The organism is Curtobacterium sp. MCJR17_020 (assembly GCF_003234365.2).
Taxonomy (GTDB): domain Bacteria; phylum Actinomycetota; class Actinomycetes; order Actinomycetales; family Microbacteriaceae; genus Curtobacterium.
The window spans coordinates 502,054-516,465 of sequence record NZ_CP126260.1; the positions used below are offsets into that span (position 1 = coordinate 502,054).

General features: G+C 68.5%; 9 protein-coding genes. 7 read left to right on the plus strand and 2 right to left on the minus strand.

Annotated elements, in window-relative coordinates; all coding sequences use genetic code 11:
- Window positions 1-33 precede the first annotated feature (33 nt).
- On the minus strand, window positions 34-1,179 hold the full coding sequence (locus DEJ14_RS02475; RefSeq protein ID WP_181437539.1) for a glycosyltransferase: 1,146 nt from the start codon (window positions 1,177-1,179) through the stop codon (window positions 34-36).
- A 98-nt stretch (window positions 1,180-1,277) separates the two neighbouring features.
- Here DEJ14_RS02475 and DEJ14_RS02480 point away from each other — a divergent pair, with 98 nt between their 5' ends.
- Window positions 1,278-1,736 carry a DUF3060 domain-containing protein gene (locus DEJ14_RS02480; RefSeq protein WP_111085445.1) on the plus strand — a complete coding sequence of 153 codons (459 nt, stop codon included), beginning with the start codon at window positions 1,278-1,280 and terminating at the stop codon, window positions 1,734-1,736.
- A gap of 145 nt (window positions 1,737-1,881) precedes the next feature.
- Here the strand turns inward: DEJ14_RS02480 and DEJ14_RS02485 are convergent, their stop codons facing one another.
- Entirely contained in the window at window positions 1,882-6,297 is a 4,416-nt protein-coding gene (locus DEJ14_RS02485) for an Ig-like domain-containing protein (RefSeq protein ID WP_284180174.1), read from the minus strand.
- A 266-nt stretch (window positions 6,298-6,563) separates the two neighbouring features.
- Here DEJ14_RS02485 and dnaK point away from each other — a divergent pair, with 266 nt between their 5' ends.
- The 6 genes from dnaK (at window position 6,564) to DEJ14_RS02515 (ending at window position 14,247) form a co-directional block, all read left to right on the plus strand.
- Window positions 6,564-8,426 (plus strand): molecular chaperone DnaK, encoded by a 1,863-nt coding sequence (dnaK, locus tag DEJ14_RS02490; protein WP_111085447.1) that lies wholly within the window; start codon window positions 6,564-6,566, stop codon window positions 8,424-8,426.
- A complete protein-coding gene (locus DEJ14_RS02495) occupies window positions 8,427-9,068 on the plus strand; it encodes a nucleotide exchange factor GrpE (protein WP_111085448.1) in 642 nt (213 codons plus the stop codon).
- 23 nt (window positions 9,069-9,091) lie between these two features.
- The gene (locus tag DEJ14_RS02500) at window positions 9,092-10,105 is read left to right on the plus strand and encodes a DnaJ C-terminal domain-containing protein (protein WP_111085449.1); all 1,014 of its coding nucleotides are present in this window, start codon (window positions 9,092-9,094) and stop codon (window positions 10,103-10,105) included.
- Between the two features lie 126 nt (window positions 10,106-10,231).
- The gene (locus DEJ14_RS02505) at window positions 10,232-10,642 is read left to right on the plus strand and encodes a heat shock protein transcriptional repressor HspR (protein ID WP_111085479.1); all 411 of its coding nucleotides are present in this window, start codon (window positions 10,232-10,234) and stop codon (window positions 10,640-10,642) included.
- A 33-nt stretch (window positions 10,643-10,675) separates the two neighbouring features.
- Window positions 10,676-13,078: a M60 family metallopeptidase gene (locus DEJ14_RS02510; RefSeq protein ID WP_111085450.1), complete on the plus strand. Its 2,403-nt coding sequence runs from the start codon at window positions 10,676-10,678 to the stop codon at window positions 13,076-13,078.
- Window positions 13,079-13,101: 23 nt separating this feature from the next.
- Window positions 13,102-14,247 carry a class I SAM-dependent methyltransferase gene (locus tag DEJ14_RS02515; protein WP_111085451.1) on the plus strand — a complete coding sequence of 382 codons (1,146 nt, stop codon included), beginning with the start codon at window positions 13,102-13,104 and terminating at the stop codon, window positions 14,245-14,247.
- Window positions 14,248-14,412 lie beyond the last annotated feature (165 nt).

Below are 14,412 nucleotides of genomic sequence, written 5' to 3' on the forward strand. Positions count from 1 at the left end.
CGACGGGCGAAGGCTCGGAGCCGCTGCCGTGCGTCAGCGCACGGCGGCGAGCAGGACGTCCTCGACCTGACCGACCACGTGGGGGAGGGCGTACCGCGTGACGGTCTGACGGCCGTTCTCCGCGAGTCGGGTACGGGCCTCCCGGTCGGCCGCCAGCCGCACCAAGGCGAACGCGAGCGCCTCGACGTCGCCGGGCGGGACGAGTAGGCCGTCGTGCCCGTCCGTGACGACCTCGGCGGGGCCGCCCGCGTCGGCGGCGATCACGGGTCGACCGAGTGCCATCGCCTCGAGGACGACCTGACCGAACGGTTCCGGACGGGTGCTGGCGTGGACGACGACGTCGCACGCGGCGATCTCGGCGACCACGTCGCGCTGGTGGCCGCGGAAGTCCACGATGTCGGCGATGCCGAGCTCGGCGGCGAGCCCGTGCAGTCTGCGCTCGAACGCCTCGTCGTCGCCGAAGTGGGCTGCACCGACCAACCGGAGGCGCGTCGAGGGGTCGAGGCCGGCTGCCCGAGCAGCGGCGAACGCGCGGAGCACGACGTCCTGCCCCTTCCACGGGGTCAGGCGCCCGACCATGCCGATCGTGGGCTCCGTGTCGGCCCGTGGTGGGACGGCGTCCGGCACCACCGTCGGGCAGCCGATGACGGTCACTCGTCGCACCAGGCGGCCGAGCGACCGCGCGGTGGTCCGTGAGTTGGCGATCACGGTCTGGGGGAGCAGTGCGAGGGTTGTGCGGAGCAGCGCCGTGTTGGCTCGCGACGACCCGGCGCTGCCGACGACGTCGTGCGCGTGAGCGACCACCGGGATCCCCGCGAGGCGGCCGGCGAGGCCGCCGTAGACGTGGGCCTTCGCGGAGTGCGTCGTCACGACGGCGACGTGCAGGCGACGGAGGGTTCGGCCGAGGTGACGCGTCGTGCGCACCGTCGACACGGCTTTCCTGAGCGCGCCGCTGCCCGAGCCGGCGCTGTGGTCGCGGACGGCGTCGTCCAGCGCGACCACCTCGTACCGGACCCCCGCGCTCGCCAGTACCTGCTCGAGCGGACCGTGTTCTCCGAGGATGACGACCGGTTCGATCCGTGTGCTCGCGGCAGTGACGCGAGCGACGAAAAGCTCGGCCCCGGAGCGGGCTGCGCTGTGGCTGAGGAAGGCCACGACGGGCCGCGGGTTGCTTGTCACACATGCAGCATATCGCGTATTGTATAGAACGTGACATACGAATGTCATCGGCTCGACGGAGTGCCCGCAACCGCCCACACCACGAGAACGGAACCGTCATGACGACCCCCATCCCCCCGATCCGCCGCTTCCTCGTCACCGGGCTCGCCGTCGTCGGCGTCCTCGGCGCGCTGACTGCCTGCTCCGGGGACGGCGCTGACAAGCCGACTGCCAAGCCGAGCGCGACCTCGAGCGCCGAAGCCGACAGCAAGCAGTTCAGCAACCCGCCCGCCGACATCGAGAAGACGAAGGCCGAGTGCACGGACGGCAAGGCCGTCATCGACCAGGCGAACAAGGACGTCACCCTCGGCGACTGCGCGTCGGTGGAGATCACGGCGGGCAACGCCGTGGTGCACCTCGGCAACGTCGAGAAGCTGGTCGTCTCGGGTTCGATCAACGACGTCTCTGCGAAGACCGTCGGTTCGGTACGCGTCGAGACCGACGGCAACCGCGTCACCTCGGACAACAAGCCGAAGGTCGACGACCAGGGCACGGGGAACGTCTTCGTCACCCGCTGACCCGTACCTCCTGTTCCACCGCAGAAGCCGCCGGCCCTGAGGCCGGCGGCTTCTGCGTTGCCACGACTGATCGATCGAGTGCCGAGGACGTGGAAGGGCGCCCCTCCTGGTGTGGAGGGGCGCCCGGTGGTGTTGCTGGTGGGTGTTACTGCGTCACGGTGATGGTGCGCTGATCGGCGGGGCCGTTCAGGTTGCCCTTCGTGATCTGCTTGGTGAACAGGGTGTAGTCCTGCGGGCGCAGGGTCCGGTCGACGGTGATCGACCAAGAACCCTCGTCGTTCACCGTGGCGGAGCCGAGGCGGCTGACGGTGCCGTTGAGGACCACCTTCGCCTCGGGCTCACCGGTGCCGGTGAACACGATCTGGTTCCCCGGAACGATCCCGCCGTTCGCGGGAGAGGTGATCGAGAGCGCGGCGGGGGTGCCGTAGTCCAGGATCACGGTCTTCGGAGCGGACTCCTTGCCCTTGATGGTCTGGGTGACGGTGAAGGTGCGCTCACCGCTGACGGTCGCGGGGACCTGGACGGTGTAGGCGCTGTCGACCGCCTTGACGCTCTTGATGACAGTGGAGCCTTCCTTCACGATGACGTCGGCACCGTTCTGCGCCTTACCCGTGATGAACGCCTCCTGCTCGACCTCCTTCGGGAACTCGCCCGTCGCGGTCAGGTCCGTGATCTGCTCGTTCCGCACCACGACGGTGATGTCGGTTCGCTGGGTGAGGCCGCCCTTGCTGGTCTGGAGTGCGTGGAGGGCGTAGACGTTGGGGTTGAGCTGGCGGGTGACGTCCACGGTCCACGCACCGTCGGTGATCTTGGTGTCACCGATGGAGGAGGTGTTGCCGCGCATGTCGAGCTTGGCGCCGGTGGCTCCGGTGCCGGTGAAGCGGATCGAGCCGTTGGTGACGGTCGCGCCGTTGTCCGGGGACGTGATCACGGGAGCTGCGGGGTTGCCGTAGTCCAGGGAACGCTCCAGCGCGGGCGAGACTTCACCCTTCACGGTCTGGGTGACGGTGAACTCGTTGACACCGAAGCGCGCCTTGTCCGCCGGGATCGTGATCGTGTAGCTGCCGTTGATCGCGACCGCGGAGCCAACCAGCTGGCCGTCCTTGGTCTTGACCGTGACGGTCGCGCCCGGGTTCGCGGTGCCCGTCATCGTGGCCGGCAGGTTTTCGTCCGTTGCGTTGAACGCGGCGGTCGCGGTCAGCGGAGCAACCGGCGCCTCGTTCTGGACGGTGACGGTGATGTCGGTTCGCTGGGTGAGGCCGCCCTTGCTGGTCTGGAGTGCGTGGAGGGCGTAGACGTTGGGGTTGAGCTGGCGGGTGACGTCCACGGTCCACGCACCGTCGGTGATCTTGGTGTCACCGATGGAGGAGGTGTTGCCGCGCATGTCGAGCTTGGCGCCGGTGGCTCCGGTGCCGGTGAAGCGGATCGAGCCGTTGGTGACGGTCGCGCCGTTGTCCGGGGACGTGATCACGGGAGCTGCGGGGTTGCCGTAGTCCAGGGAACGCTCCAGCGCGGGCGAGACTTCACCCTTCACGGTCTGGGTGACGGTGAACTCGTTGACACCGAAGCGCGCCTTGTCCGCCGGGATCGTGATCGTGTAGCTGCCGTTGATCGCGACCGCGGAGCCAACCAGCTGGCCGTCCTTGGTCTTGACCGTGACGGTCGCGCCCGGGTTCGCGGTGCCCGTCATCGTGGCCGGCAGGTTTTCGTCCGTTGCGTTGAACGCGGCGGTCGCGGTCAGCGGAGCAACCGGCGCCTCGTCGGTGATCGTGATCGTGATCGGCGCCTGCGTGGTGAGGCCACCCTTGGTGGTCTGCACCGCGCGGAGGTCGTAGACGTTGTTCGACAGGTCCACGATCACCGGAGCGGTCCAGGTGCCGTCCTTGACGGTACCGGTCGCGATCGCGCGGACATTGCCACGGACATCGATGCGAGCATCCTCGTCACCGGTACCGGTGAAGGTCAGGCCTTGCTTCTGCACGGTCGAGCCGTTCGCGGGACTGGTGATCCGGATCGGCTGCGGCGTGCCGTAGTCGAGCGAGACGTCCTTCGCCGGAGAGGTCTGGCCGTTCTTCGTCTGGGTGACGGTGAAGTCGTTGACACCCGTGTGGGCGAACGACGGCGGGACCGGGATCGTGTACCCACCGTCCTTCGCTTCGACGCGGCCGACCTCGTTGCCGAGGCTGTCCTTGACGATCACGGTGGCGCCGGTGGTGGCGTCGCCGGAGATCGTCGCGGGCTTGGTGACGTCGTCCGGGTCGAAGGCGCCCACGGCGGTCAGCTCGGTGGTCAGCGGGTTCGTCGCGACGCGGAAGGTGACTTCCGTCTGCGACTGCGAGCCCTGCAGCGGCGTCTGGAAGACGTCGAGCGTGTACACGTTGTCGTTCAGGTCGAAGCCCGCCGGGGCGCTCCAGGTACCGTTCTCGACGGTCGCGGTCGCGACGAGGCGGCCGGACTTGCCGCGGACCTCGATCGTGGCGCCCTCGTCACCGGTACCCGAGAACACCGGACGCTTCACGTCGACCGCTGAGCCGTTCTCCGGGCTCGTGACGACCAGGGGGGCCGGAGCGGGAGCTTCCGCGTTCTCGATCGTGGTCTGGGTGGTGCTGGTGGTGTTGAACGCGCCCTCGGTCGCGGTGCCGACCAGCTTGGTCGACATCGAGGGCGTGCCGGCCTCGGCGTCCGCCGGGGTGTTGACCGAGATGTTCCACCGCATGAGGGAATCGCCTGGCAGGTTCCAGGTCGACGTGGTGGTCCGGAAGTCGTAGGTGTACTTCGTACCGTCTTCGGACCGGACGCCGTTCGAGAGCGTCATCGCGGTGTTCGTCCACTCGTCGCCGGGCACCTTGTAGGAGCCGTTGATGGTGTTCTGACCCGCCGCGAAGGTCGTGCCCTCAGGAGCGGTGAACTCGACCGTGCCCTGCGGGCGGCTGATCGACCCGTTGGTCTTGAACAGCGCCTCGACGGAGGTTTCGGCGTCGCGCTCGAGGGTGACGGGCGCGCCGTCCTGCCCGGAGATCGCGGCGTCGTTGATGACGACCTCGAGGTCCTTGGCGTCGTGTTCCGTGCCGTCGATCGTCTGGACGACGTGCAGCGGGTTGGCGCCGGAGTCGAGGTTGGTGATCGTCATGGACCATGCACCGGTCGTCGTGTCGGCGTCGACCTCCTGGCTGCCGACGGAGACCTTCGCACCGGGCGTCGCGGTGCCCGAGATCACCGCGGACTTGGCCGAGTGGTCGACCGAGTCGACCTTCGCGGTCAGGTCGACCACGGCCGTGTCGATCGTCGTCGTGGTCTTGCCCTGTGCGCGGAAGTCGCCCTTGGAGCTGTCGCCGGCGTAGACGAACGCCATCTCGCCGGAACCTGCAGCCGCATCGTCGGCTGCGGTGACCTTGAGGATGTAGCGGTACTGCTCACCGGTGACCATGTTGCCGCCGTCGGTGTTCAGCGTGAAGGTCATCGTGCGGCCGTCATCGGACCGGACGCCGTCCTTCAGGTCGAGCTTGGTGTAGGGCTTGAAGTCCCCGCTGGTACCGGAGCGGTAGCCGACGGCGACCGTGGTCTGCCCGGCGTCGAAGGTGGTGCCCTCCGGCGCGGTGAGCGTCACGGAGCCGACCATGTTCGTGCGGGTCTCGTTGTTCTGCACCAGGAACGGCACCTCGGCCGACTCGCCACGCGTCAACTCGACCGGACCCTGATCGACACCCACGAGCGTGCCACCATCGACGATCGTCACCGTGACCGTCTTCCGGTCATGCTCGACGTTGTCGATCTTCTGGATCGCGATGAGGTCGTTCGCGCCGTCCTTCAGTCCTTCAACGGTCATCGACCACTTGCCGTCATCGTCGACGGTTACGGACTTGCTGCCGATCGACACTGTCGCCTTCGGAGTCGCCGTGCCACTGACGACGGCAGTCCGCGCAATGTTGTTCACTTTCGTGATCGACGCGTCGAGTGCGCGCTTCTGCGCGGCCTGAACGAGGTCGGTGATTCCAGGGAACTGATACCCACTTCCGGTTCCCATCGCGTACCACGGACGGCCGTTCTCCTGCACGAATGACGCTACGGGTCCGACGTACCGGTTCGTCTCGGTGTTCTGGATCTTTCCACCGCTGGCGAGTTTCCACGTATCGGCGCCTTGGCCGCACACGATGCGGGTGTCGAAGAGATATGCGCGGTAGGTGTCAGAATCATACCGGTCTGTCGCGCAACGATCACCGACGACAAATCGGAACGTACCGTCGTCATTGAGCTGCAGCTTCCAGGTCAAGCTCGCTGCTCGCTTCGCTTCGGATTCGGTCGAGAAAGCAGTCGGGACCCGATCGTTGTTCTGGTTTCGGGTAATGGCGTACCAAGAACTACCCGACTTCCAGACCATTGCGACCTGACCGAGGTCGGTCGCTCGCGCACCGGCGCGTTCACTCGGGGTCTTCGTGGTGACGATGGATGCAGCAGACGCTGTGGGTGCACCGAACGACAACCCGGAGACGATGGTGGCGGCGGCGAGCCCGGCCGCACCGATGGACTTGAAGGCCGTCGAGGCCCTCTTCTTGTGAGACATGTGCATCTTTCAGGACAGGTCGCAGAGCGCGACCGTTCGGGAAGGGAGATACGCACGCGCCAGCCACGCCAGCGCAGTATGTGTATACAGAATATCACGTGAGATACGAACGGATGCGCACCGCAGCCGGACCCGACGCCCTGAGAGTTGAGTGTGATCAGCGCAAGTTTCCGCTTTCGGAGTTGACGCCGTCGCTGTCCTGAGTAGAGTTGAGTCCATCGGACGCAAGTCCAACGACTTACCTCGAGCAAGAAGGAGCACCACACATGGGACGTGCAGTAGGCATCGACCTCGGAACCACCAACTCGGTCGTCAGCGTTCTCGAAGGCGGCGAGCCCACCGTCATCGCCAACGCCGAGGGCCTCCGGACCACCCCGTCGATCGTCGCGTTCACGAAGGACGGCGAGGTCCTGGTCGGCGAGACCGCGAAGCGCCAGGCCGTGACCAACGTCGACCGCACCATCGCGTCGGTCAAGCGCCACATCGGCACCGACTGGACCGTCGAGATCGACGGCAAGAAGTACACGCCGCAGGAGATCTCGGCCCGTACCCTCGGGAAGCTCAAGCGCGACGCCGAGCAGTACCTCGGCGAGGACGTCACCGACGCAGTCATCACCGTGCCGGCGTACTTCAACGACGCCGAGCGCCAGGCCACGAAGGACGCCGGTGAGATCGCCGGCCTCAACGTCCTGCGCATCATCAACGAGCCGACCGCTGCCGCGCTGGCCTACGGCCTCGACAAGGGCAAGGAAGACGAGCTCATCCTGGTCTTCGACCTCGGTGGCGGCACGTTCGACGTCTCCCTGCTCGAGGTGGGCAAGGACGACGACTTCTCGACGATCCAGGTCCGCGCGACCTCCGGTGACAACCGCCTCGGTGGTGACGACTGGGACCAGCGCATCGTCGACTACCTGATCAAGAAGTTCAAGGACGAGCACGGCGTCGACCTGTCCACGGACAAGATCGCCAAGCAGCGTCTGAAGGAAGCCGCCGAGCAGGCGAAGAAGGAACTGTCGTCGCAGATGTCGGCGAACATCCAGCTCCCGTACCTGACGCTCACGGCCGAGGGGCCGCTCAACCTCGACGAGACCATCTCGCGCGCGCAGTTCGAGCAGATGACCTCCGACCTGCTCGACCGCACGAAGAAGCCCTTCAACGACGTCATCAAGGAAGCCGGTGTCTCGGTCAACGAGATCGCGCACGTCGTGCTCGTCGGCGGCTCGACCCGCATGCCCGCTGTGGCCGAGGTCGTCAAGCAGCTCACCGGTGGCAAGTCGCCGAACCAGGGCGTCAACCCGGACGAGGTCGTCGCCGTCGGCGCCGCACTGCAGGCCGGTGTGCTGAAGGGCGAGCGCAAGGACGTCCTGCTCATCGACGTCACGCCGCTGTCGCTCGGCATCGAGACCAAGGGTGGCCTGATGACGAAGCTCATCGACCGCAACACCGCGATCCCGACCAAGCGGAGCGAGACCTTCACGACCGCTGACGACAACCAGCCGTCGGTCGCGATCCAGGTCTTCCAGGGCGAGCGCGAGTTCACCCGCGACAACAAGCCGCTCGGCACGTTCGAGCTCACCGGCATCGCGCCGGCTCCCCGTGGTGTGCCCCAGGTCGAGGTCACGTTCGACATCGACGCCAACGGCATCGTGCACGTGTCCGCGAAGGACAAGGGCACCGGCAAGGAGCAGTCGATGGTCATCTCCGGCGGTTCGTCGCTGCCGAAGGAGGACATCGAGCGCATGGTCCGCGAGGCCGAGGAGCACGCCGCCGAGGACAAGGCCCGTCGCGAGGCCAACGAGCGTCGCAACCAGGCCGAGCAGCTCGTCTACTCGATCGAGAAGCTCATCAAGGAGAACGACGACAAGCTCCCCGAGGACGTCAAGTCCGAGGTGCAGGCCGACGTCGACGCGCTGAAGTCCGCGCTCGCGGGTGAGGACGACGAGGCCGTGAAGACCGCGTTCGACAAGCTCAACGAGTCGCAGGGCAAGCTCGGTCAGGCTATTTACTCCCAGCAGGACGCTGGCGCCCCGGCTGGTGAGCAGCCCACCGCCGACCAGGCAGCGCAGGACGACGAGGACATCGTCGATGCCGAGGTCGTGGACGACGAGGACGACAAGGACAAGAAGTAGATGACGGACCCGAAGGACAACGTCCCCAACGAGGACGAACCCCAGGTCGAAGGGGACGCCACCAACGCGGAGCAGCCGGAGGACCTCATCGAGGCCGAAGGCCCCGACGTCGAGGTTCCGACGGACGCGCCGGCAGGGGGTGCCACCGACCTCTCCCCCGAGGACGAGGCACTCCTGGCCGACGCCGCTCGCGGCATCGCCGAGGACAACCTGTCCACCGCGGACCGCGACCTCGTCGCCGAGATGCGTGCCGACATGCTGCGTGCGCAGGCCGAGCTGGTGAACTTCCGGAAGCGCGTCGAGCGCGACCGCGAGGCGAACCGCGAGGTCGCCATCGCCGAAGTGGTGCGGGCCCTGCTGCCGGCGCTCGACGACCTCACCCGGGCCGAGGCCCACGGTGACCTCGCCGAGGGTCCGATGCAGGTCATCGGTCAGAAGATCCGCGGGGGCTTCGACAAGTTCAAGCTCGTGCAGATCGGTGAGAAGGGTGAAGCCTTCGATCCGAACATCCACGAGGCGATCGTCCAGCTCCCGACCCCGGGTGCCACCGGCCAGACCGTGGCGGACGTCGTCGAGCCGGGCTACAAGCTCGGCGAGCGCGTGCTCCGTGCGGCCAAGGTCGCGGTGGCGGTCCCGGCCTGAGCCGGAACGGAAGGTAGGTACCAGTGGCCAGTCAGGACTGGTTCGACAAGGACTTCTACAAGGTCCTCGGAGTGTCGAAGGACGCGTCGGAGGCCGAGCTGAAGAAGACCTACCGGAAGCTCGCCCGGCAGTTCCACCCGGACTCCAACCCGGGTGACGCCGCGGCGGAGAACCGCTTCAAGGAGATCAGCGAGGCCTACTCGGTGCTCTCCGACAAGGAGCAGCGCCAGGAGTACGACCAGGTCCGCGCCATGGGCTCCGGCGCCCGCTTCACAGCGGGCGGCGGAGGCCAGGGCGGCGGGTTCGAGGACGTCTTCGGTGGCATGTTCGGCCAGCAGGGCGGGGGCGGACAGCGTGTCCGCTTCGGTCAGGGCGGTGCCGGCGGCTTCGAAGACATCCTCGGCGGCATGTTCGGAGCAGGCACAGCCGGTGGCGGTGGTGGCTTCGGCCAGGCCTCCGGCGGGTACCGTGGCTTCGGTGGACCGACGAAGGGTCGCGACGTCACGGCGTCGACGACGCTCGACTTCACCACCGCGATCGCCGGCGACACCGTCAAGCTGTCGCAGGGCAACGGTCGTCCGGTGAACGTCCGCATCCCCGCCGGGGTCGCGGACGGCCAGAAGATCCGGCTGCGCGGCCGAGGCGAACCCTCGCCCGACGGCGGCGAGGCCGGTGACCTGGTGGTCGCCGTCTCGGTCCGCAAGCACCCGGTGTTCGAGCGCGACGGGCTCAACCTGCGTCTGGACGTCCCCGTGACGTTCGTCGAGGCAGCCCTCGGCGCGACGATCGAGGTCCCGACGCTCGGCGGTTCGACCGTCAAGCTGAAGGTCGCTCCCGGCACGCCCTCGGGTCGCGTCCTGCGTGTCAAGGGCCGCGGCGTCGCGACGAAGAACGGCACGGGCGACCTGCTCGCGACCGTCCAGGTCGCGGTGCCGTCGCACCTGTCGGACAAGCAGCGCGAGGCCGTCGAGGCGCTCGCGGCCTCGCTCCCCGACGAGAACCCGCGCGAGGACCTCCTCGCCAAGGCGCGCGACTAGCGTCACGCAAGCACAGCAGTAGACCCGCCCTGGAGGAACGGTGCGGCTCCGTCAGGAAGCCGCACCGGGCCTCCAGGCTGGTTTTCACCACCACGCGAACGACGGAAGGAACACGCCATGACCGACATGGACGAGAACTCGCCCGTCTTCGCGATCGCGACCGCGGCGGAGCTCGCGGAGATGCACCCGCAGACGCTGCGCCAGTACGACCGGCTCGGCCTGGTCGTCCCGGGCCGCACCCGCGGCGGTTCCCGCCGCTACTCCATGCGCGACGTCGTGCAGCTGCGCGAGATCGCGCGCCTCGGCTCCGAGGGGGTGTCGCTGGAGGGGATCCGGCGGGTGCTCGACCTGGAGAACGAGAACAAGGAACTCCGCGACCGGGTGCGCGAGCTCGAATCGGCGTTGGCCGACCAGCTCATCAACCGTCCTGGCGCACGCGTGTTCGCGGCGACGACCACGGGCGCCGCGGTGTCGTTGCGCGCTGGGATGCGGCCCCAGCGGAACACCCAGATCGTGCTGTACCGCGGGCCGCACTGATCATCGTCGCATAGCGCATGTAATATATGAACCATGCGTCGCTCTGTCCTGCTTCCTGCTGCTCTCGTCGCCCTCGCGCTGATCATCGGCGGCGGCACGACCTCTCCGGCAACTGCTGGGCAGCCCCGGGTGCCGTCGGAGACCTCGATCGTGCACTCGGACGACGGGACCGAGACGAGGGTCCTGGTCCACGGCATCGGGAGTGCGTCGGCGGCGGCCACCGCCGAAGGGCGCCGGTTCCCGCACAGCGATCTGCAGCCCGCTGGCCGGTTCGTCGAGTCCGGTGACGTCGTCACCGTCACCGTCCCACCGGGCGCCCCGGCGATGGAGGTGGCGATCGGACTCATCGGCACGTACGCGGCGCACAACGACGGACGGGACGTCGGGTACCGGCGAACTCCAGTCGCTTCCGGGGTGAACGAGGTGACGGCTCCGCACGACGGCATGGTGTCCCTGGTGAGCACGGCTCCTGAGGGCACCGCGACGGCGACGATCTCCGGGGGAGAACCCGTGCCCACGTGGGTGCGCGGGCAGAGCACGCCGGAGTCGTTCGCCGCCGACTTCGCGCGGTGGGCCGACGCGCCGTTCGTCGAGATCGTCTCCGAGCGGATGTTCGGCGACTTCCAGAAGCCCAAGACCGGCACCGTGATCCCGTCCGACGACCTGGTCGCCCGGACGGCGAACTGGGACCGGGTCGTCGAGCTGACCAACGAGACCTACGGGCTGCACGACGACGCGGTCGGGACCTCGCACAAGCACCGGCACCGCATCCACATCGTCTCGCCGGACACCGGCGGCGGGTACGCGAACGCGGGGAGCGGCCGGATCATGTTCCAGGTGAGCACCGGCGCCGGCGGCGACCTGTTCCGCGACCCGATCGACGACCAGTGGGCGCTGTGGCACGAGGTCGGCCACACGTACGAGGCGCCGATCAACTCGTTCCCGGGCACGGCCGAGACGATCACCAACATCTCCTCGCTCGCCGTGCAGGACGGCCTGGGCTTCCCGAGTCGCTGGGACCAGAGCACCGCGGCGTTCCGGGAGTACTTCGCCTCGGACGACCGTGACTGGTTGCGGGCGAGCGACCGCATCCGACTGCTGGCCTGGGAGCAGCTCCGACGGGCCTTCGGCGACGCGTTCCTGCCGCGGTTCTTCGCGGCGCTCCGTGCCGAGTCGGCGGCAACCAACCCGCACGTGGTGACCAACGACGAGCGGCACGCCCTGTTCGTGACGGTCGCATCGCGTGTGGCCGACCGGAACCTCGCACCGTTCTACGACGAGCTCGGATTCCCGGTGTCGGATGCCACGCGGGCAGCCGTGGCTGCGTACCCGGAGCTCGAGCAGCGGATCTGGGACAACGTCGACTCGCGGAACCGGATCGTCGAGCACATCATCCCCGGGTACGACCCGCCGGTCGTCGTCGTCGAACCGGTCGTCGGTCCGGTTCCGGTCGGGCGTCGCGTGGTCGATGCGCCCGACGTCACCGGCCTCGGGACCGCGAGCGGCCGGGGGTCGGCAACGGTCGTCGACGCCACAGCCGTGGCCGACGTCGTCGGGGAGGACACCGGGCGGCTGGTCGTCCGGCTCCGGAGTGGTGACGGCACCGAGGACTCGATCATCGTCACCACGGTCGCCGTCGGTGCGGACTCGGTCGTCGCTCGTGGTCAGGCGAACCGTCCGGTCGGAGTGCTCTGGGTCGACGGCGCCGGAGCGCTCGGGTGGCGTGCGGCGACGTCCTACTCGGCCCACACGTCGTGGTCCGGTCAGGCGTACCTGCAGATCGACCTCCGCGACCCGGACGGCAGTATCGTCCGGTCCGGAGCGGTGCGCGGCGACCAGACCGGCGCGGTGCTGAACGACGTGTTCCCCGGCCAGTCGTACCGCGACGGCCAGCTGCTCGTCGTCACGCACGCGCAGCCCTCGCTGCTGGCCGTCTACGGGGCAGACGTGCCGATCACCGGTGCGGGCGCACCGCAGGCCTACCGGATCGAGGACCACCACCTGGTGCCGGTTCCACGTGAGGAGATCCCCGGCTGGGAGGTCATCCGTGGGGTCGACGGGGAGCACGGCGTCCTCGAGCGCGGCGAGGACGTCGCCGTCGAGGCCGGCCTGTCCGTGCACGCACTCGTGACGGTCATCACCGCCACGATCACGATGGAGAGCCCGGACGGCACCACGTTCGCGCCGGGCCAGGAGACGTTGGCCGTCGCCTACCGCAAGCCCGGCGAGGACTGGCGGTCGAGCGCGAGCCTGGCGCTGCGGAACGGCACGCGCAGCCCGGACGGACGGAGCATGACGTACTCGCTGCAGACCGGCAGCTCCTTCTCCCTGCCGCCGGGGTCGTTCCTGCGCTGGGAACCCGTCGTCCGGGTCGCTGCCGATGCCCGCGCCGGGGAGTCTGCGCTGGAGCTCGTCGCCGAGGGGAACGCGCACTGATCCGCCGCCGGTACGCTGACGCGGTGCCAGACTTCGCCGACCTCTTCCGCCGCCGCGACGAATCCGCTCCGGACCTCATCGCGATCGACGGCACCGACCGGTTCCTCATCGACGAGGCGCCGCACGTGCACGGCGATGCGCTCCGACAGCCCGGCGAGGTCGCGGTCGTCGACGATCGCCTCGGAGTCCTGACGCTCGGGCTCATCACGCAGTACGGCGCTTCGGACATCCGGGTCGTGCAGGACTCGCTGGTGGGGGAGCGCGCGCTCGAGGCGAACGCCGGGACGTTCGGCCTGCGCGGGTTCCACCACCCGGACTCGCTCGAGGACGCCTTCCGGAACGTGCGGCTCGTGGTGCTGCGGCTGTCGAAGTCGCACGACCGGCTCGACGAGATCGCCCGGGCCGTCGCGCGGTTCGCCGCTCCCGACGTCGTCCTGCTGTGCGGCGGCAACGTGAAGTACATGAACCTGTCGCAGAACGACGTCCTGCGCCGGTCCTTCGGTGAGGTCACGGCGTCGCGGGGGCGGGGCAAGTCGCGGCTGCTCATCGCGCAGGACCCGCTGCGCGCCCAAGCGAACCGCGCGGCCGCGACGAACCCGTGGCCGCGGTCAGTGCACGTCGACGACCTCGGCATGACGCTCGTCGCGCACGGCGGCGTGTTCGCGGGGACCTCGCTCGACCAGGGCACCCGGGTCCTGCTCGAGGCGATGGACGACGCGGTGCCGACTGCCCGGACCGTCGTCGACCTCGGGTCCGGCAACGGCGTCATCGCATCGGCGATCGCACTGCGTCGACCGACCGTGAAGGTCATCGCGACCGACGTGTCGCGGATCGCGGTGGCATCGACGCGGGCGACGGCCGAGGCGAACGGCGTCGCCGACCGTGTCACCGCGCTGCGCACCGACGCCGGGGATGAACTCGCGGCCGGGTCCGCGCAACTGGTGCTCTGCAACCCGCCGTTCCACGCGGACACCACGGTGACCACCGACGCGGCCGAGGCGATGTTCCGGAACGCGGCCACGATCCTCCAGGCCGGGGGCGAACTGTGGTGCGTCTGGAACGGACACCTGCGCTACCGGCCCGTGCTGGAGCGCCTGGTCGGGCCGACACGGCAGGTCCTGCGCACCCCGAAGTTCACGGTCACCGCTTCCGTGCCGACCTCGCGCTGATCTGCGCCATACCGAACACGGAATATCGTACGGATAATACTTGCGGATCAGTCCGCAGCATGTGCACAGTCGTCTCCTGCACCGTCAGAGAGGACTTCCATGCACACTCGTCCACCCCGTGTTCGCCCGCCCCGGACCCGCCCGCCGCACTCGGTCCTGACCGTT